The 19,763-nt window shown below is 40.2% G+C and carries 13 protein-coding genes, 1 tRNA gene and 1 pseudogene; 5 read left to right on the forward strand and 10 right to left on the reverse strand.

The features are described 5' to 3' along the window. Positions 1–3: 3 nt before the first annotated feature. The 4 genes from B2R65_RS19165 (at position 4) to B2R65_RS19180 (ending at position 6,997) form a co-directional block, all read left to right on the forward strand. Positions 4–79: transfer RNA gene (locus B2R65_RS19165), tRNA-Ala, on the forward strand. Between the two features lie 154 nt (positions 80–233). Continuing rightward, the gene (locus B2R65_RS19170) at positions 234–1,496 is read left to right on the forward strand and encodes an ABC transporter substrate-binding protein (protein ID WP_024031466.1); all 1,263 of its coding nucleotides are present in this window, start codon (positions 234–236) and stop codon (positions 1,494–1,496) included. Next, positions 1,496–4,714, forward strand: coding sequence for an ATP-binding protein (locus B2R65_RS19175; RefSeq protein WP_286745386.1), 3,219 nt, complete (start codon positions 1,496–1,498; stop codon positions 4,712–4,714). The genes B2R65_RS19170 and B2R65_RS19175 overlap by 1 nt, the downstream gene beginning before the upstream one ends. 57 nt (positions 4,715–4,771) lie before the next feature. Next, positions 4,772–6,997: a two-component system response regulator gene (locus B2R65_RS19180; protein WP_286745389.1), complete on the forward strand. Its 2,226-nt coding sequence runs from the start codon at positions 4,772–4,774 to the stop codon at positions 6,995–6,997. 46 nt (positions 6,998–7,043) lie between these two features. Here B2R65_RS19180 and B2R65_RS19185 read toward each other — a convergent pair whose 3' ends face one another. Both B2R65_RS19185 and proB read right to left on the reverse strand, forming a co-directional pair. Continuing rightward, entirely contained in the window at positions 7,044–8,291 is a 1,248-nt protein-coding gene (locus tag B2R65_RS19185; RefSeq protein ID WP_004587657.1) for a glutamate-5-semialdehyde dehydrogenase, read from the reverse strand. Continuing rightward, positions 8,288–9,394: a glutamate 5-kinase gene (gene proB / locus B2R65_RS19190; protein WP_004587658.1), complete on the reverse strand. Its 1,107-nt coding sequence runs from the start codon at positions 9,392–9,394 to the stop codon at positions 8,288–8,290. The genes B2R65_RS19185 and proB overlap by 4 nt, the downstream gene beginning before the upstream one ends. An 851-nt stretch (positions 9,395–10,245) precedes the next feature. Between proB and B2R65_RS19195 the strand changes: the two genes are divergently transcribed. Further along, the gene (locus B2R65_RS19195) at positions 10,246–12,096 is read left to right on the forward strand and encodes a cation:proton antiporter (RefSeq protein ID WP_096740241.1); all 1,851 of its coding nucleotides are present in this window, start codon (positions 10,246–10,248) and stop codon (positions 12,094–12,096) included. An 81-nt stretch (positions 12,097–12,177) separates the two neighbouring features. Here the strand turns inward: B2R65_RS19195 and B2R65_RS19200 are convergent, their stop codons facing one another. The 8 genes and pseudogenes from B2R65_RS19200 to B2R65_RS19235 all read right to left on the reverse strand — a co-directional run. Beyond that, positions 12,178–12,816, reverse strand: coding sequence for a tetratricopeptide repeat protein (locus B2R65_RS19200; RefSeq protein WP_248443967.1), 639 nt, complete (start codon positions 12,814–12,816; stop codon positions 12,178–12,180). A gap of 111 nt (positions 12,817–12,927) precedes the next feature. Next, positions 12,928–14,241 (reverse strand): adenylosuccinate synthase, encoded by a 1,314-nt coding sequence (locus B2R65_RS19205; protein WP_286745397.1) that lies wholly within the window; start codon positions 14,239–14,241, stop codon positions 12,928–12,930. A 216-nt stretch (positions 14,242–14,457) separates the two neighbouring features. Further along, positions 14,458–15,336 carry a protease modulator HflC gene (gene hflC / locus B2R65_RS19210; RefSeq protein ID WP_004587662.1) on the reverse strand — a complete coding sequence of 293 codons (879 nt, stop codon included), beginning with the start codon at positions 15,334–15,336 and terminating at the stop codon, positions 14,458–14,460. Positions 15,337–15,341: 5 nt separating this feature from the next. Next, on the reverse strand, positions 15,342–16,514 hold the full coding sequence (gene hflK, locus B2R65_RS19215) for an FtsH protease activity modulator HflK (RefSeq protein ID WP_004587663.1): 1,173 nt from the start codon (positions 16,512–16,514) through the stop codon (positions 15,342–15,344). 100 nt (positions 16,515–16,614) lie between these two features. Continuing rightward, on the reverse strand, positions 16,615–17,904 hold the full coding sequence (gene hflX, locus B2R65_RS19220) for a ribosome rescue GTPase HflX (RefSeq protein ID WP_024031472.1): 1,290 nt from the start codon (positions 17,902–17,904) through the stop codon (positions 16,615–16,617). 15 nt (positions 17,905–17,919) lie between these two features. Beyond that, positions 17,920–18,183, reverse strand: coding sequence for an RNA chaperone Hfq (hfq, locus tag B2R65_RS19225; protein WP_004587665.1), 264 nt, complete (start codon positions 18,181–18,183; stop codon positions 17,920–17,922). Between the two features lie 77 nt (positions 18,184–18,260). Then, the gene (miaA, locus tag B2R65_RS19230) at positions 18,261–19,178 is read right to left on the reverse strand and encodes a tRNA (adenosine(37)-N6)-dimethylallyltransferase MiaA (protein WP_095206706.1); all 918 of its coding nucleotides are present in this window, start codon (positions 19,176–19,178) and stop codon (positions 18,261–18,263) included. A gap of 10 nt (positions 19,179–19,188) precedes the next feature. Then, positions 19,189–19,763, reverse strand: a pseudogene (locus B2R65_RS19235) (DNA mismatch repair endonuclease MutL); the annotation flags it as partial.

The following is a 19,763-nucleotide window of genomic DNA, read 5'->3' on the forward strand; positions in this document are numbered from 1 at the left end:
TGTGGGGCTATAGCTCAGCTGGGAGAGCGCCTGCCTTGCACGCAGGAGGTCAGCAGTTCGATCCTGCTTAGCTCCACCACTTTCCTACTCTTCTATTACTTCCTATTTTTCATCGTCTTATTATTCTTTTATCTTCTACACAATAACTTTTATATTTGCTCATTCCTTGTTTGTTTAGTCTTTGTTGGCTATAAATTATCTCATCTGTAGCAGTGATACTTTTGGCTTAAACAATGGATACCCCTAAACGCACCACATTAAAAAAGCTCGCTGTCATCGGTTTAACCGCCGGCGTAGTTACGCATGTACCTTATGTGTTTGCCCGAAAAAAAGTAACCCTAAGAGTCTTAGGAACACATGTAACGCTACAAGAAGCCATTCGTAAACAAGCAATGCTTGATTTAGGCATAAATATAGAATTTTCCCCTGCAGGTAGTGCTGCCGTATTACAAAAAGCCTCCATGGACCCTGGCTCATTTGATTTATATGAGCAATGGTCAAACAGTATAAATGTGCTTTGGCGGGCGGGGTCTATTCAGCCCATAGAAAAAAAACGGCTAACCTACTTTAATGAAATAAATTCTCTTACCAAAACAGGGAAACTCACTCCCGATGCAAAATTAGGTGCAGGCGACGCCCCTTATAAATTACTCAACGTACAAGAGGACGGCACACTAAGCGCAAACGAAAGCGATTACATTAGCTTTTTACCTTATGTACATAATGTTGACTCTTTTGGCTATAACACCGCCAAAATAAAACCTGGTATTGCCTACGAAACTGAAAGCTGGGGCTGGTTACTTGATGATGCCCACCGAGGTAAAGTAGGTATTGTAAATGCACCCACAATTGGCTTATTTGACCTTGCCTTGGCAGCACAAAGCAAAGGGTTAATAACATTTAAAGATATTGGTGCGATTACTCGCTCCGAGCTTGACCGTTTATTTAGTATTTTAATTGACTATAAACGCCAAGGGCATTTTGCAGGTTATTGGAACTCGGTGCCAGAGTCTGTTGAATTTATGAAAAGCCAACGCGTGCACATAGAAAGTATGTTTTCCCCCGCTGTGGCCGCGCTCAATAGCCAAAATGTTAACGTGCGATTTGCCGCCCCAAAAGAGGGCTATCGTGGCTGGCATGGGGTAATGTGCTTATCGTCACAGGTTAATAATAACCAAAAAGATGCCGCATACGATTACATGAACTGGTGGCTTTCGGGTTGGGCCGGCGCATTTATTGCTCGCCAAGGGTATTACATTAGTAATCCACAGCGCTCAAAAGCAATGCTTTCACCAAGTGAATGGGATTACTGGTACTTAGGCAAGCCCACTACGGTTGACTTACTAAACACCCAAAAACAAGTCGCAGTAAAAGCCGGCGAGCAGCGAAATGGTGGTAGCTATTTAAAACGCTTAAGCAATGTAGCTGTTTGGAATAGCGTTATGCCGACTTACGATTACAGCTTGCAAAAATGGTATGAGTTAATAAGCAGATAATGATAACCCGTTCAATAAAATCAAAAATAATAATTGCCCTATGCGTATTAATTACTTTATTAATTTTGCAAAGTTACCTATTCAATTATTCGCAAAAATCACTTTTTGAGCTGCAAAATGCGCAGCACAAAGCTTTATTACAAAGCGAGTCCGTTACCCGTTTAGAAAACGATGTGATTTCTTTACAAAGCCAAGCTATTGCTTATCTAGATCATGCTAATAGCAATACCATTGAAAAGTTTAATGTGCACTTAAATGCTGCAAAAATGGATTTAGATACGCTAAGTACACATTTAAATGAGTATGATGAAAACTATCAAAACAATATAAAACGCCTTAACGAGTACTTAAATAATTACCAAGATACATTTAATCGCGTAGTCGTTAACAGAACTAAACGAGAGCAGCTGTACATTACACAGTTCAAACAACCTATTGAAGCGCTAAAAGCACAACTTAATGAGCTTAAAAAAAACACGCTAACCAGCAAGCAAAATAAAATAGTGAATACCCTTTTAACTATTAGCAATATAGAACAAGCAACAACCAATTATTTACACAAGCCAAATTATGATGAAGCACAAAATGTGCAAGATAACCTAGCACACTTAAATACCCTACTGGCGAGTATTGAAACCGCTAATGTTAACCTACTTAATAATACTGACGAGCTTGAGCAAGCGTATAGCCAATTAGTTATTTTAACCCGTAGCTACACGTTTTCGATAAATGTAGTTTTAACAGGAATAGAAAACGAGCTGCTTTACCTAGCCGAAAAAATTAGGGATGTAGAGAAGCAAAAGCTCACCCAGACCGAGCAGCAGCTAAGAGACCACGTATTAAAAAGTACCGAAATGGCCAACCTTTTTGCCGCGCTGATCACTGTTATCATAATAGTAATTACCTTTTTTATATTTAACTCTGTCATTAAGCCCATTGCGAAATTAACTAAGCTGTTAAATGATATGAGTAATGAAAAGCAAGTAACACTAAATAGTGATGAGCATCATCAAAATGAAATTAACTCGGTTATTACCGCGGCTAATGCGCTGTATTTAAAAAACAAACAAACAAAAGAGCTACTAGCAGAAACCCAAGCGCTTAATTCTAAAATGGAATTAATGAATAAAGAGCTTACACTTGCCATCACCCAAGCAAAAAATGCCAACCAAGCGAAAGGTGACTTTGTAGCTAATATGAGCCATGAGCTTCGCACTCCAATGAACGGTATTTTAGGCATGCTGCAGCTATTACAAAGCAGCGCTCTTCCAGCAAAACAAAAACACTATGCAGATAAAGCGTTTTCTAGTGCTCAAAACTTACTGCAAATACTTAATAACGTACTCGATTTTTCTAAACTTGAGTCTGACAAAGTAAAGCTTGAATCAATCCCTTTTACTTTGCATACCGTGGTTTCTAATGTAAAAAATTTATTTTCGGTAAATGCGAAACAAAAAGGGTTGCGCCTTAATTTTGTATTGCATGTTGATTCAGGGCTTGAGCTGATGGGCGATCCACTGCACTTGAGTCAAGTTATTAATAACTGTGTAGGTAATGCCATTAAATTTACAGAGCGCGGTGAAGTAACAGTAACAATTGAAGCCACAACACAAGATGAGCAGCAAATACAGTTACGCTTTGGTATTAAAGATACAGGTATAGGCATGACGCCAGAGCAAACCGCCTCAATTTTTGACTCGTTCTACCAAGGCGATTCCAGTACAACACGTAAGTATGGCGGCACCGGATTAGGTTTAACTATTTGTAAGCAACTAACCAAGTTACTAGGCGGCGAAATACAAGTACGCAGCACACCCCACGTCGGGAGTGAGTTTTATTTTACACTACCGTTTAAAATGACGAGCAAAGAAACGCTTAAAAAGCATGCCTTACTAATTACTCCCGATACTGAGCAAATAAAATCACTCACTAAGTTATTAAGTAGCGCTGATATTACTGCAGAAATTACCCAAGAGCCGCTACGTGCAATTGCAAAAATGTCTCAACCGAGTAACCCTTTTAATATTGTGATCATGACGTTGTCACACAAAGAACTAAAAGATAATTTTATTTTGCAGCAACTGTACTTACAAAAACAAAAAAATAAACACAAACTACTGCTTATTTTACTCATTAACGATCAAGAGCATCCGCAGGCAGTCCCCGATAGCGATCATATTGATATTATAACAATAGGTAATACTCACACTGATTCTCAGTTAATGCGTTTATTATTACCCGACTCCACACAGCTTAAAGAAGGAGAGTCTTACCCACAGTTTACCGGTTACACCGCACTTGCAGTAGATGATAACCCTGTAAACCAAGAGATTCTTGAAGCACTATTAACTAAAATGAATATGACTGTTATCTCTGCAAGTAATGGCGAGGAAGCACTCATTAAAGTAGAAGAAAACGCAATTGATATTATTTTTATGGATATTCAAATGCCAGTGATGGATGGCCTAGAAGCGACGCGAATACTGCGTCAAAGGGGATATACAACGCCTATTGTTGCTGTAACTGCAGCTGTATTTTCTAATGATAAGAAAGCCGCCATTCGAGCAGGCATGGATGACTATTTAGTCAAGCCGTTATTATTTGGTCTGCTTTGTGACAGCATAGAAAAGCATCTAACAAAAACCCATACGTTAAGTACATTAAACCTCAATGTAGCACGCTCTAATCTTGAAGATAATAATGAACTCATTAATTCAATATTCACTAAGTTTAATACCGATTACAGCCACTTTATGGAGGTAGCTGTAAAGCACTTGAAAAATAATGAGCATAAAACATTAGCTAGAACGATGCATAACTTAAAAGGCTTAGCCGGCACTCTAGGGTTAGAGCTACTAGAGCAAAGCGCTAAAAAAGCAGAGTTAGAACTGAGCAGTAACGCATGCACCGATCTTAGTGTTTTTAATGAACAATTGACCTTAGCACTTTATGCGGTAAGACAGCTACTGGTAACAAACTCTTATAATCATCAGCCTGAAGCTATGAGCTCTGGGCAAAATCCAGATACATTAATTGATGAAATCTATTCTTTAGCGTTATCTGCCCGTCCTATTCCTAGTAAATTAGTTAGAGAAATTGCGCTTCAAAAATTCGATCATTCCCATCCATTATTCAAGCTAAAAGAGGCAATAGATAACTTTAACTACGCTTTAGTGATTAAACTTATTGATAAATACAGAAATAACTATAAAAACTAGACAATTATGGCAACTATAAACTAACTTTAAGGGGTGATTAAAGAATAAGGATTTAGTGTGCATTCAACCTTTCTAGCTGGCGGCAATCAACCTGCAGTAACTCAACCGCGAAAGCCTTTGATACTCATTGTTGATGATGAACCTAGCAACCTACATGTATTAGTTGAGGGCCTACTTGCAGACTACGATGTACGCATTTCAACAAGTGGTGAACAAGCGCTTGTATTTGTTGAATCCACACGCCCAGATTTAATTTTACTCGATATTATGATGCCAGGCATGGATGGCTATGAAGTATGTAAAAGATTAAAAGCAAAGCAAAATACCAAAGGCATTCCCATCATTTTTGTCACCGCACTTACTGAAGTAGAGTCTGAAGAGAAAGGCTTTGCAATGGGCGCCATTGATTATATCCATAAACCTTACAAGTTAGCTTTGGTTAGAGCGCGCATACGTACGCACATTACTGCACAAGGCATGCTAGACAGACTTATCGAAAAAAACTTTGACTTACACGACAAATTACTCGAAATAGAAGCCCTTGCAAAAGAGTTAAGCCAACGCGAGGAAGAGCTAAAGCAGCTGTCATCTAAGCAAAAGTTATTTTACCAGGCACTTACTAGTACCGCCGATGGTGTTGTAATTACTAATAGCGATGGCAAGATTATCGCTGTTAATCCATCATTTTGTAGAATTACCGGCTATTGCGAAGCTGAATCGTTGGAAATGGATTTAAAAGAGATAAAACAAAATAATCACCCAAGTATTAGCTTTGATGAAGTATGGAAGCACGCTAACGAAGCGGGCTACTGGAGCGGTGAACTTGTAACCCGAAGAAAAAATGGCGAGCTATACCCTGAGCTATTAACACTTAGCATGGTAAAAAGCGAGCAAGACACCAACATTCACTACATTGGCGTTTTTAGTGATATTTCAAGCGTAAAGGTAACGCAAGAGCGCATAGATTACCTAACTTGGCATGATGAGCTTACAAAGCTACCTAATCGTAATGGCTTTTTAAAACAGTTAGAACAACAACTACAAGATTGCAGTAGCGATAAAACATATGCCTATATTTATATTATCGACATTGATAGCTTCCACTCTATTAATGATGGCTTAGGGCTTTTAGCTGGGGATAATATTTTAAAGGAGCTTGCTCAGCGTATTCATGCCAATGTAGATAAAAAAGATATTATCGCACGCTTAGGCAGTGATGAATTTGCCGCCTTATGTAGCGTAGATAAAGGAATTGGGCGTACACGTGCGCAATCAATCGCCGAAAACAAAGCGCAAGAGCTTTTAAACGCAGTTAACCGCCCTTTTGACGTTGATGGGCAAGAGGTTAGCTTAACAATTAGTATAGGCACTTATATTTTCCCGCGAGACGATGTATGGGAAAGTGCTATTGAGACAATCAGAAATTGTGAAGCAGCCTGCTATAAAGCCAAAGAAAAAGGCGGAAACAGAGTTACATTTTTTGATACTACATTTGGCGAGCAAGCTAAACGACGCTTTGAAATTGAACAAGACTTAAGAAAAGCCATTCCTCAAAATGAGCTATCCATATTTTTGCAGTCGCAATTTGATAGTAAGCAAACGTTAAAAGGCGCAGAAATACTGCTGCGCTGGGATCACCCTCAAAAAGGCTTTATAAGCCCATGTGAATTTATATCAATAGCTGAAGAATCTGATGTTATTTTTGAATTAGACTGCTGGGTTACGACTAATGCACTTAATTTACTTACCAAGCTTAAATACAGCCACCCAAGTTTGAATATTTCGGTAAATATAAGCGGTCGCCATTTTCATGAACCGCGATTTTTAAACTTTATAAGCCAACAAATTAAAAGTGTTGATATTAATCCTCAGCAACTCACAATAGAGATAATAGAGGGGACGTTACTTAATCACATGGAAGCGGCCATTGAAGCCGTACACTACCTTAAAAAGCTGGGCGTACGTGTATCAATAGATGACTTTGGCACGGGCTACTCAAGTTTAACCTACTTAAAACAGTTACCTATTCATGAGCTAAAAATAGATCGCTCATTTGTGCTTGAAGCCCCCACTGATAACAACGATAAATTAATTATTGATATGATTGTCAGCCTTGGCAGGTTGTTTCAATTAGAAGTGGTAGCGGAAGGAGTCGAGAATCAATCGCACTTTGACTTATTACAAGAGTACCCTGAGGTTATCCTACAAGGGTACCATCTGCACCGGCCTGAGCCATTAGAAAGCTGGTTAGAAAAACTAAACCATACTTTGCAAAACGCATAAAAAAACGCCGATTAAACAATCGGCGTTTTTTTATATATGAAGTACGTTACTTACGTACTTGGCCTTCGCCATTAACTAAATACTTTTCAGTTGTAAGTGACTCAAGCCCCATAGGACCATAAGCATGTAGCTTAGTTGTAGCTATACCAATTTCAGCACCTAACCCTAATTGCGAGCCATCTGAGAAACGCGATGATGCATTTACCATTACTACCGATGCATCAACACTGCGTTGGAAAAGCTCAGCCGCAGTATCGTTTTTAGTACAAATAACCTCAGTGTGGTTTGAACCAAATTGAGCAATATGCTCCACAGCAGCACTAAAGCTTGGTACTACACGAATAGCAATTTCTAAATCTAAGTATTCTTCACCAAATTCATTATCAGCAAGTACTGTAGCATTATCGAAGTATTTTGCGGCTTGCTCATCTGCATTAATTTTCACACCTTCTTGGCGCAATACAACGGCACATAAATTTAAAAATTCATCAGCAACGTCTTGGTGAACCACTAGCCCTTCAAGCGCATTACATACGCCTGTGCGCTGTGTTTTACCATTTAATAGTAAATTAAGTGCAACCTCTAAGTCGGCATCTTTATCTACGTATAAATGACACACCCCTTTAAAGTGCTGAATAACAGGAATAGTACTGTTTTCTGTAACAAAGTTAATTAAGCCTTCGCCACCTCGTGGGATGATTAAATCAATACTTTCGCGTTGCTGCATTAGCTCCATAAGCAACGCACGGTCTGGATCAGGAATAACTGAGATCAGCGCTTTAGGTAAGTTATGTTTTTCAAGTACACCGTGCATTACACTCGCAATGGCTTGCGAGCTTTTAAGGGCTTCTTTACCGCCACGTAAAATAACACCATTACCCGATTTAAAACACAATGCGCCTGCATCCGCAGTTACATTAGGACGCGCTTCGTAAATCATACATACAACACCTAATGGCACACGCATTTTACGTATTTTAATGCCATTTGGGCGCTCTGTAATGTCACGTAGCTGGCCGACTGGATCATCTAAACTTACAATAACTTCAATACCCTCTGCCATTGCTTCAATGCGCTCTTCGTTAAGCGTAAGGCGATCGATCATCGAAGCGGCTAAGTTATTATCGCGTGCTGCGCTTAAATCACTTTCGTTTTCTTTAATTATAAATGCTTTTTCTGCGCGTAAGGCTGCCGCCATTTCGGTTAACACTTGGTTTTTGGTCTCGGTGTCGAGTAAAGCAAGTGTGTTTGCAGCTTTTGCTGCCTGGCGTGAAATATCCGTAATCAAACTCATGACTTCTCCAATAATGCGATATCTTTTTCTGAAATAACAGGACCAATAGAATCCTGCATTTTTTCGCTAAATTCACTTTGCTCGTTATCTGCAATAAAGCTTAACAAGCAACTACTATAATTTGCGGTGGCTTTTGCTAAACGTGTGCCATCCTCGCTTCTAACTAAAATGGTATCGCCAATGGCAAACTCACCATGAACTTCCATTATTTCGTCGCCACGTATGCAACCGTTTTCACCTTCAAGAGACTCATCAAACGAGCCATCTACAACTACTTCACCTTGCTCATTGGCTGTATGCGTCATCCAGTGCACAGCTTCTTGCATTGGTTTTTCATAAGGAAGGAAAACACTACCAGGGTTGTCACCTGCCAATAATCTATTAAAGGTTTCTTCTTTAAAGCCATTAATAATATAAGTAGCAATACCGTGAGACGTTGCTTTTTCGGCAGCTTCAATTTTGGTTTTCATGCCACCGGTTCCTACAGAGCTTGTAGCACATCCTGCCATAGCATAAATAGACTCATCAATTGATTTTATTTCAGGCAGTAAAACTGCATCGTCGTGCAAATTTGGGTTTTTATCATACAGCCCATCCACATCAGAAAAAATCATTAATGCATCGGCATCAGCGGCCGCCGCTACCATGGCCGATAAGTTATCGTTGTCACCTACTTTTAAGTCATCAGTTGTTACAGCATCATTTTCGTTAATGATAGGCAGTACACCATGCTCTAACAAAGTAAAAATAGTTTCGCGAATACTTTCATAGCGCTCACGGTCACGCAAATCACCATGGGTTAATAATAATTGCGCTGAAGGAAAATCGAAAAAGCGATCCCACATGGCCATCATTTCAGTTTGACCTGCCGCTGCCATCGCTTTTTTCATCACAACTGAACGTGGAATGTCAGATGGGAATAAGTGTGAGCCTGCAGCTACTGAGCCTGAAGATACTAAAATAACTTCAATACCACGAGCACGACAGCGAACAATAAATTGCGCAATGGTTAATAAGTAGCGTGAACGGCACCCATCTTGATCTGGAGCAATTAATGCACTACCTACTTTTAAAACAATACGACGCCAATTTAACTTTTGCATAAAATCTCAACTTTCCATTTTATCTGCATTCACATAGTGTGAACTAAAACTAGGTAATTGCGTATAAAACACGCAATTTCGAATAGGTTGTTTGTTTATACACTTTTTAAACGCACGCAAATACACGACCTAAAATTGCTTTTAGATTTGTAAAGACATGAAACAGCACCAACCAAAATAAATGGAGGTCTATTAAATATAAAAATAAAAAGTGTTGTTTATGTATCGCTGTAAAAAGCTGTGTGCGGCCTTTTTGTTAACAACATACATAGAGCCTCTAAAGTCAGATACACCAACAGATAGGGTGATGACTTAAGGACCGAGATTTAGCCGCCACGATGGGAGCTAAACATTGAAAGTAATAGTTCAACTCAAACATTTATTTACTTAATTGCTTAAATAAACTTGTTTGAAAAAACCATACCAAGATATTCAATAATACAATAGCTACTAATTAATGGTAAAAATAGCTTACAAATCTATTATTACAGGGCAAATATGACGCTAGTATTAATACATACCGTTATTTTGCAAAATTATATTTAGATGACTAATTGTTTGAACTCTAAATATAATACGACATTTCAAGGGGTAAGATCAAGGCTAAAAATCACTCTAATGTAGAGCTACGCCTCACTTCAAAGCGGTTAATCATTTAAAATCAAGGAGTTATATTTATTTTTGAGTTTTAATTCAATTTTTATAAATAAATCAATAAGTTTAACCTACAATTTTTGTATTAAGCGCTAAAATTTTATTAGCAAATTAAACATTTCACGTGTATACCCCTGTATTAATATTTAACAAAAGTTATACTTTTCACATTGTGATAAATAAGGAATTCTTAATTTATGTCAGCAATTTATATAGCCGGTATCGCACTTTGTTCGGTGCTTGCCCAATGGGTAGCGTGGGCGTTTAAAGTACCCGCTATCTTGTTCTTATTGCTTACCGGTTTATTGCTAGGGCCGTTTAGTGGTGTATTAGACCCTGATGCTTTACTGGGTGATTTATTATTTCCTGTTGTGTCACTGAGTGTGGCTGTCATTTTATTTGAAGGCTCCCTTACTTTGCACTTTAGAGAGTTAAAAGGCATAAGTAAGGTCGTACGTAACCTGTGCTCTATCGGCATGATCACCACCTGTGTGGTAATAAGCTTAAGTGCCTATTGGTTACTGGAGCTTAACTGGCGGGTGGCTGCAGTATTAGGCGCTGTACTAGTAGTAACGGGGCCTACGGTAATCGCCCCTTTACTTAATTCGATGCGCCCAACACAAGATATTGACCGTATATTACGATGGGAAGGCATTGTAATTGACCCAATCGGCGCTCTTTTTGCTGTGCTTGTATTTGAAGCTGTCATGCTGGTAGGCCAAGGAGAAGTGCTTAGCCACACTATTGTTGCACTTGTTAAAACAGTCGGCGTAGGGCTTTCTATAGGTGTTGTTGCGGGCTGGATCACCACACAGCTTATGCGCCGTGAATGGCTACCGTTTGAATTACATAAATTTGGCATACTTGCCTTAGTGCTTATTAGCTTTTCGGTATCTAATCACTTAAGTCACGAATCGGGATTATTGGCTGTTACCGTATTTGGTATTTGGCTTGCTAATCAAAATGATTTAGAAATCGATTCTGTACTTGAGTTTAAAGAAGACTTATCGATGATTTTAATATCATCGCTGTTTATTTTACTTGCTGCGCGGCTACAGCTTTCTGACTTGATGATGTTAGACAGCGACGTATTTATATTCCTTGCAGTGGTGTTATTTATAGCGCGTCCATTGTGTATTGCCATATCTACTTTTGGTACTGACTTGCCAATGAAATCGCGCTTGGTGCTATCGTGGATAGCCCCTAGAGGTATTGTTGCAGCTGCTGTTGGCTCGGTATTTGCGCTAAGTATGATGGAAGCTGGCGTAGCTGATGCAGAAAAAATGGTGCCGTTAATATTTACCGTTATTATCATCACTGTGGTATTGCAAAGCTTAACTGCTATTCCTGTTGCTAAACTATTGGGCGTGCGCCAACCTTCTCCAAATACCATACTGATTATTGGTGCAAACCATGTATCTCGCGCTATAGGTAAAGGCTTACAAGAGCAAAGCATTCCTGTTCATCTATCAGACCCCGCATGGGAGAACTGTAAAATGGCTCGTATGGACGGCCTTGCCTGTTATTATGGTAACCCACAATCAGAGCATGCTGAGCGTTACTTGCCGCTCACAACAATAAGAACGGTATTAGCACTTTCACCAAACCGCCACCATAATGCGCTTGGTGTACAATATTTTTCTCACTTGTTGAATGAAAAAAATGTATTTTCACTGCGCTCATCTACCTCGCATGCTAAAGCGAATAAAGACAGTGCAACATTCCTATCTAGACAAATTTTGTTTGGTGAAGATGGCTCTTACGCTCGCCTAAGCAGTATTATTGCTAAAGGCGGTAAAGTAAGTGCGACGCGTATTTCAGAAGAATTTGATTGGGAAAAATACCAAGAGATGAACCCTGAAGCGATCCCGTTGTTTATTTTAAAAGGTGATAAAGACAACGACGACGATACGCCAGTAAAGCTTCGCCCATTTACCAGTAATATGGAAAAGCCACCGCAAGAGGGAGAGCGTATCTTTGCACTTCAGCCGCCAAAAATGTCGGTATTAAAAGACCCCGCAAAATCAAAAACTAAAGAAGAGAGCTAACCTCTTTTCGTTATTGCAAAAAAGCCCTAATTAAATATTAGGGCTTTTTTATTTTATAAAAATAGCGTGCATTATCGGCACTTACATGGGCAATCTCGCGCGGGCAACAACACTATCGGGCATTTTTTGAGCGAGTAAGCTAAGCGCACGCTCAATTTTTTTATGGGTTGCTTTATCTGCCACCATGGCATTGAATAACCAGCGGTACGCATCTTCAAAGTCACGTGGGCTTCCGTAGCCTGCATTAAAAAGCTTCACCAGCCTTAGCTGTGCTTTTAAGTTCCCTTGCGCTGAGGCCTCTCGTAAATAGGTAATGGCCATAGCTTTATCTTGCTGCACTAAGCGACCCGTGTCGTAATACCGTCCAAGCTGCTCTAACGCAGCCGCTAAGCCTTGTTCAGCTGCTTTACGCATGTAGTACACACCTAATTCCACATTGCGTTCAACACACACGTTATATGCCAGCATATCGCCATATAAAAATTGGTAAGATGGCAGCGCCATTTTATTGGCCCTTGCCTCTATATCTTGTACTAATTGACAATCGTCTGCCTTTACACGCTGCAAATGTGTATTTTTATTTATTAGTGCAATCAGCTCCGGTTCGGTATAAAGCGGCACCGCAGCGGGCGTTTCTTCAGCTAACACATTGCTACTTATAGATAAAAGTAACGGAGTGAGCAAAGACGCTAGAAAAGTGTTACAGGTAGATAGGCGCATGTTTACCACGTATAAAATAAAACTTATCAAATAATATACAAAGATCGTTCCAAGGTGAATTTTAGGCATAAAAAAAGCTGCAAAAAGCAGCTTTTTTTAAACTAATGGTGATTAAGCAAACGGGTTGCGAAGTACCATTGTTTCTACACGATCTGGGCCGGTAGAAATAATATCAACAGGTACACCTGTGATTTCTTCGATACGCTTGATGTAGTCAATCGCAGCTTTTGGTAAGCCTTCAAGGCTAGTTACACCAACTGTGTTTTCAGACCAACCTGGCATCTCTTCATATACTGGTGTTACTTTCTCGTAACCCTCAGCAGCTAATGGCGTTACATTAGTCACTGTGCCATCTTCAAGCTGGTAACCAGTACAGATTTTAAGCGTTTCTAAACCATCTAAAACATCTAACTTAGTTAAACAAAAACCAGAGATGCTATTGATTTGAACTGCGCGGCGCATTGCCACAGCATCTAACCAACCAGTACGGCGTAAACGACCTGTGGTCGCGCCAAACTCATGACCTTTATCACCTAAGTGCTTACCCACTGGGTCTTGTTTTTCAAGGCCATCGTAAAGCTCTGTAGGGAAAGGACCAGAACCAACACGTGTAGTGTACGCTTTAATAATACCTAACACGTAATCAAGGTTTAATGGACCAAAACCAGCACCAGTCGCAACGCCACCAGCAGTGGTGTTTGAAGAGGTTACATAAGGGTAAGTACCGTGATCGATATCAAGTAATGTACCTTGTGCACCTTCAAATAAAATGTGTTCGCCCGCTAAACGTGTTTGATCTAAAAGCTCAGTTACATCAACAACCATTGCTTTTAAGATGTCTGCAACGGCCATTGCATCATCAAACGTTTTTTGGAAATCAACAGCATCTACTTTGTAGTAGTTAACTAAAGTGAAGTTATGGTATTCAAGTACTTCTTTTAGTTTAGCTGCGAATAATTCTGGATTGAATAAGTCACCTACGCGTAAACCGCGACGGGCTACTTTATCTTCGTACGCAGGACCGATACCACGGCCAGTTGTACCAATTGGTTTGTCGCCGCGAGCTGTTTCGCGAGCTACATCTAATGCAACATGGAAAGGCAGAATTAACGGACATGCTTCACTAATTAAAAGACGCTCACGTACAGGTACGCCACGCTCTTCTAACATGCCAATTTCTTTCATTAGCGCTTCTGGTGATAAAACCACACCATTACCAATCACACATTTAACATTGTCACGTAATACACCCGATGGAATAAGGTGTAGAACTGTCTTTTCACCGCCAATAACTAAAGTATGACCCGCATTGTGGCCACCTTGGTATCGAACTACTAAAGATGCTTTGTCTGTAAGGAGATCAACAACCTTACCCTTACCTTCGTCACCCCATTGGGTGCCTAATACAACAACGTTTTTACCCATTGTAAATTCACTTCGAGAAAATTAGGACGAGATTTTACCAGAAAACGGAAGTAAAGATCACCCCTGTTCAGCTTATTTTTTCTGCGCGTATTTTTTAGGCCATCACACTTTTTAAATAACCACATATATAACAGTAATTTAAAGTTTTAAATTATGCTTAACAAAAAGCCCCGCATAGGCGGGGCTTTATAACTTTTTAAATGATTAAGGCATCGCTTATTGCGCTGCAGCGCCTTTCATATATTTAAAGAAGTCACTATCTGGTGAAAGTACCATAACATCTTGTTTATCTTTAAAGGTCTTTTTATACGCCTCTAAAGAACGAACAAAACCAAAGAACTCTGGATCTTTGTTGTATGCTTTAGCATAAATAGCGGCAGCTTCTGCATCACCTTGACCACGTACTGAGCGCGCATTACGCTCTGCATCAGCAAGCATTACCGTTACACGGCGGTCAACATTAGCACGAATAGTTTCTGCTTTTTCTTGACCTTCCGAGCGGTGCTCTTTTGCAACAGCAGTACGCTCAGCGCGCATACGTTGGTAAATAGAGCTACTCACTTCTTGTGGTAAGTTAATTTGCTTAACACGCACGTCAAGTACTTCAATACCTAACTCGCGCGCACTTTCAGAAGCTTGTACTAACGCCTCTTCCATTAGCTCACTACGCTCACCCGATACAATCTCGCGAATAGTACGCGTACCAAAGTTAGTACGCAGACCATTATTAACTTTTTGCTTTAGTAGTGTTTCAGCGTATTGCTTATCACCACGAGCACGAAGGTAAAATGCGCTAAAGTCGTTTACGCGCCATTTAACAAACGAATCAACAATTAAGTCTTTTTTCTCGCTTGTTACAAAGCGGTCTGGCGTGCCATCTAGCGTTTGAATACGTGCATCAATACGACGTACTTGGCTAAAAAATGGTACTTTTAAGTGAAGGCCTGGGCTGTATACAACGGCTTTGTCTTCACTGTCTTTTTCAACTTTGCTAAATAGCAACACAATCGCTTTTTGCCCTTCAGGTACTACAAATACCGCAGAGAAAGACATAACAATGGCAGCTAATAGTATGACTAAACTAAAGTTTTTCATTATGCTTATCTCCCGTTATTGTTAAAGCGATCACTGTTAAAACGGTCATTACCGCTATTCACAGTGCTATTTCGTGATGTATTTACTTTATTGCGTAAATCTTGAATATCACTTGAGCTTGGTAAAGCTACACGTGTTGCAGTGCCTTGCTTTTCCATAATTTTATCAAGTGGTAAGTACATCATGTTGTTACCGCCTTTAACATCAACAATGACTTTAGAACTGCTGCTAAGCACCTCTTCCATAGCATCAATGTATAAACGTTCGCGCGTTACTTCTTTAGCTGCTTGATACTCAGGTAATAGCTTTTCAAAACGAGCCACTTCACCTTGTGCTTCAAGTGTAATGCGTTCTTGATAACCTTCTGCTTCTTGCGTCATACGTGTTACTTGACCACGCGCGCGCGGTTCAATTTCACGTGCATACGCTTCTGCTTCACGGATGAAACGCTCTTCATCTTCTTGTGCGGCAATAGCGTCATCAAATGCATCTTTTACTTCAGTTGGTGGACGTGAATCTTTAAAGTTCACATCGGTCACAATTAAACCTAAGTTATACGGTTCGATGATTTTATTAAGCTCATCCCACGTATTTTGACGAACAACTTCACGGCCATTAGTCAGTACTTGGTCCATTTTTGCATGGCCAACAACGTAACGTAACGCGCTATCAAGCGCTTCTTCTAAGCTGTTATCAGCATTAGTTACGCTAAACTTGTAAAGGTACGGGTCAATAACACGGTATTGCACTTCAAACTCAACGCTTACTACGTTTTCATCTTCCGTTAGCATAAACCCTGATGCAGATAATGAACGCACAGCTTCAATATCTACTGGAATAACCGTTTCAATAAAGGTCATTTTCCAACGTAAGCCTGGCTCTGCAATACGGTCATACTTACCAAATTGCAGTACCACACCACGTTCGGCTTCTTTAACCGTATAAATACCACTTAACGCCCACACAATTGCGGCGATAATGAGGATAAATGAAATACCGGCTCCGCCAAGTCCACCGCCACTATTATTGCCGGATTTTTTACCGCCAAATATGCCGCCTAACTTGTTGCTAAACTTACGGAACACCTCGTCTAAATCAGGTGGGCCTTGATCACGTCCGCCTTTATTGTTCCACGGATCTTTGTCATTGCCATTATTACCCGGTTCATTCCAGGCCATAGCTATACTCCATTGTTATCTAAATAAATTAGGAAATTGTGTTAAATCTATCAAATCTACCGCGTTTCTCATACAAAAACCGACATTTATATGCCAATTTTTAATCGCGATTGATAAAACCCTCAATTTCAGGACCAAACTCTTTAATTAATCGGTTCCATTCAACCATAGGTAAACGTACATCCAACAACCAGTTACCATGTTCATCAAAGCGCTCTTCATGGACTGCACTTAAGCTAAACAAAGACGCTCTTAACCGGCCATATTGAGGGGCAAGTAATAACGTACCACTAAGCATTTTCTTAGCAAGCAGGTCACTTATTGCTTCGCTAAGTAGCTCACACCCTTCGCCGGTTTGTGCAGATAACCATACTCTTATAGGCTGTCCTTGGTCATCCCGATCAATTCGTGGGCTTACATCATCAAGCGCATCAATTTTGTTATAAACTAATAATTGCGGTACTTCATCAGCTTCAATCTCTTTTAAAACCGACTGTACTTCCTCTATGTTTTCGCGTCTGCGCGGGTCTGCCACATCAATTACATGTAACTGTAGGTCGGCTTCACGCGTTTCTGTTAGTGTTGCTTTAAAGGCTGCCACTAAGTCATGCGGTAAGTGGCGAATAAATCCCACTGTATCGGCCAAAATAACCGAACCAACATCACCTATATCAAGTTTACGTAGTGTTGGGTCAAGCGTGGCAAAAAGCTGATCCGCTGCGTATACATCTGAGTCTGTTATACGGTTAAACAGGGTTGATTTACCCGCATTGGTATACCCTACAAGCGACACGGTAGGAATTTCGTTACGCGTACGCGCACGTCTACCCTGTTCACGTTGTACAGCAACTTTGGCTAATCGGGCACGAATATTTTTAATGCGCGCGCGCAATAAACGTCTATCGGTTTCAAGCTGTGTTTCGCCTGGGCCTCGTAAACCTATTCCCCCTTTTTGGCGCTCAAGGTGAGTCCACCCTCGGATTAATCGAGTAGACATATGCCTAAGCTGAGCAAGCTCTACTTGTAGCTTACCTTCGTGGGTACGGGCTCTTTGGGCAAAAATATCAAGAATAAGTGTTGTTCTATCAAGTACACGACATTGGCAAACGCGCTCTAAATTACGTTCTTGAGACGGACTTAATTGATGATTAAAGATGACAACATCTGCATTGTGGATTTTGACAATCTCAGCTATTTCTTCTGCTTTACCGGTACCGACGAATAGTTTCGGATGTGGTGCTTGGCGGCTGCCTTGCACAACCGCCAAACTACTAACACCAGCAGAAGATACCAACAACTCTAATTCATGAAGATCTTCACGATCGCCATCTTTAGGTAAGTCGATATGAACTAAGACTGCCTGTTCGCCGGATTCATAGCGGTCAAACAAGCATTACGCTCCTAATTAAATATTTCCTGGTTCTTGCTCTTCAGTGTCATCGCTCCCTTGAACACCTTGGAAGTTGACTGCACGAGCAGGTACAACTGTTGAAATTGCGTGTTTATACACCATTTGGTTTACAGTGTTTTCAAGTAAAATAACAAATTGGTCAAATGACTGAATTTTACCTTGTAATTTTATGCCATTTACCAAAAAGATTGATACTGGAATGCGCTCACGACGTAGTGCATTCAAAAATGGGTCTTGTAACGATTGGCCTTTTGCCATGTTATTGTTCCTTCGTTCTAGGTGTTATTATAATTTAAGTAGCTGAACTTATTTAATTAAATAATTCGCAACTACTACTAGCTTAGCGAACTTACTACGCGTTGCAAGTTTTCTTCATCGTCTGTTGTTAACCAAGTAACATCAGGCCAACTCCGTAACCACGTTAGCTGACGTTTTGCCAGTTGACGCGTTGCAGCAATGCCGCGAAAAACCATCTCATCATGGTCTACTTCACCCGCAAGATAATCCCACATTTGTCTATAACCTACACAACGAATAGAAGGCATGTTGGGGTGTAAATCCTTACGTAGATATAGGGTCGAAACTTCTTTTTCAAACCCCTGTTCTATCATTATTTTAAACCTTTTTTCAATTCGCTGATGTAATTCACTGCGATCATCAGGCGCAATCGCAAATTGATGAAAAGTATAAGGTAACGTTGGCTGCTTTTGCTTTTGCAATTCAGTCATTGTTTTACCACTAATACGGTAAACTTCCAAAGCTCGATTTATTCTTTGTGAATCATTTTCACTTATTTTGTCGGCCGCTTGCGGGTCTACTTTAGCCAGCTCTTGATGTAAATGTGGCCAGCCAAATTTTTTTGCTTGCGCTTCAAGCTCTGCTCTAACGACTGGGCAGGCTTCTGGCAGTGGCGATAATCCATCAATTAAAGATTTAAAGTACATCATGGTGCCGCCCACTAATATTGGTACTTTACCTTGTTGATGGAATTCATCAATTTTTTTTATCGCATCACGCCTAAAATCGGCGACCGAATAGGTTTCGCTCGGATCGAGTAAATCAATTAAATGATGCGGAGCACGAGCAAGCTCTTCTGCATCGGGCTTTGCCGTACCTATGTCCATACCTTTATACACTAACGCTGAATCAACGCTGATTATTTCTGTATTTAAGTGCTCACACAGTGAAATTGCCAACGCCGTTTTACCAGCTGCGGTTGGGCCCATTAAAAATATGACCGGTAAATTGCTCAACACGGGTACCTTAATTTAATTGCGTTAAATAGTGTTCTAGGTCTATTTTAACTGCTTTTTCTTTTAAACGTTCAATTGTTTGCGGATTATTTTGTAAGCTAATTTGTAATTCAATAAATGCATTACTTTCATAAAAGCGTTCTGGTACACAACCAAGCTGCCATGTAAGCCACGCTTGTAACTCGTTGAGCTGTGTTTTACATGCGCCAAGCAAGCTTTCAACCGCAGCTGATACTTCAAGTAAATATAAACACGTGGGTAGCTTTTTAACCATCACAAACTGTTTTTCAATAACTAGCTCAAAGCCTAATAAGGTAAACCACGATTGCTGCTGAGCTATTAGTTCGCAGTCAGCTTTTTCAAGGTTAACCCTTACGGGTAGTAGCAAGGCTTTCCCCTCTAAATTACCCAGCTCTTTTATTTGTGCATGCCAGTAATCAACAAGTGTATGCTTATAGTGTGAGCAAAATAGCTGCTGCTGCTGAGTAAATACACACACACCTTTATTTACATTTAATACCTGCACACTTTTTAATGCGTGTGCAGCGCTTTCATCAGTATCGGGCTGCGCTGATACACTATGCT

Origin of the sequence: Pseudoalteromonas sp. UBA2102 (assembly GCF_002331165.1) — a bacterium.
In the GTDB taxonomy this organism is placed as follows: Bacteria; Pseudomonadota; Gammaproteobacteria; order Enterobacterales; family Alteromonadaceae; genus Pseudoalteromonas; species Pseudoalteromonas atlantica.

Excerpts from the sequence above, each read along its gene's own strand:
- B2R65_RS19170 (WP_024031466.1), top strand. The coding sequence starts at position 234 with ATGGATACCCCTAAACGCACCACATTAAAAAAGCTCGCTGTCATCGGT.
- B2R65_RS19175 (WP_286745386.1), top strand. The coding sequence starts at position 1,496 with ATGATAACCCGTTCAATAAAATCAAAAATAATAATTGCCCTATGCGTA.
- B2R65_RS19185 (WP_004587657.1), bottom strand. The coding sequence starts at position 8,291 with ATGAGTTTGATTACGGATATTTCACGCCAGGCAGCAAAAGCTGCAAAC.
- proB (WP_004587658.1), bottom strand. The coding sequence starts at position 9,394 with ATGCAAAAGTTAAATTGGCGTCGTATTGTTTTAAAAGTAGGTAGTGCA.
- B2R65_RS19195 (WP_096740241.1), top strand. The coding sequence starts at position 10,246 with ATGTCAGCAATTTATATAGCCGGTATCGCACTTTGTTCGGTGCTTGCC.
- B2R65_RS19200 (WP_248443967.1), bottom strand. The coding sequence starts at position 12,816 with ATGCGCCTATCTACCTGTAACACTTTTCTAGCGTCTTTGCTCACTCCG.
- B2R65_RS19205 (WP_286745397.1), bottom strand. The coding sequence starts at position 14,241 with ATGGGTAAAAACGTTGTTGTATTAGGCACCCAATGGGGTGACGAAGGT.
- hflC (WP_004587662.1), bottom strand. The coding sequence starts at position 15,336 with ATGAAAAACTTTAGTTTAGTCATACTATTAGCTGCCATTGTTATGTCT.
- hflK (WP_004587663.1), bottom strand. The coding sequence starts at position 16,514 with ATGGCCTGGAATGAACCGGGTAATAATGGCAATGACAAAGATCCGTGG.
- hfq (WP_004587665.1), bottom strand. The coding sequence starts at position 18,183 with ATGGCAAAAGGCCAATCGTTACAAGACCCATTTTTGAATGCACTACGT.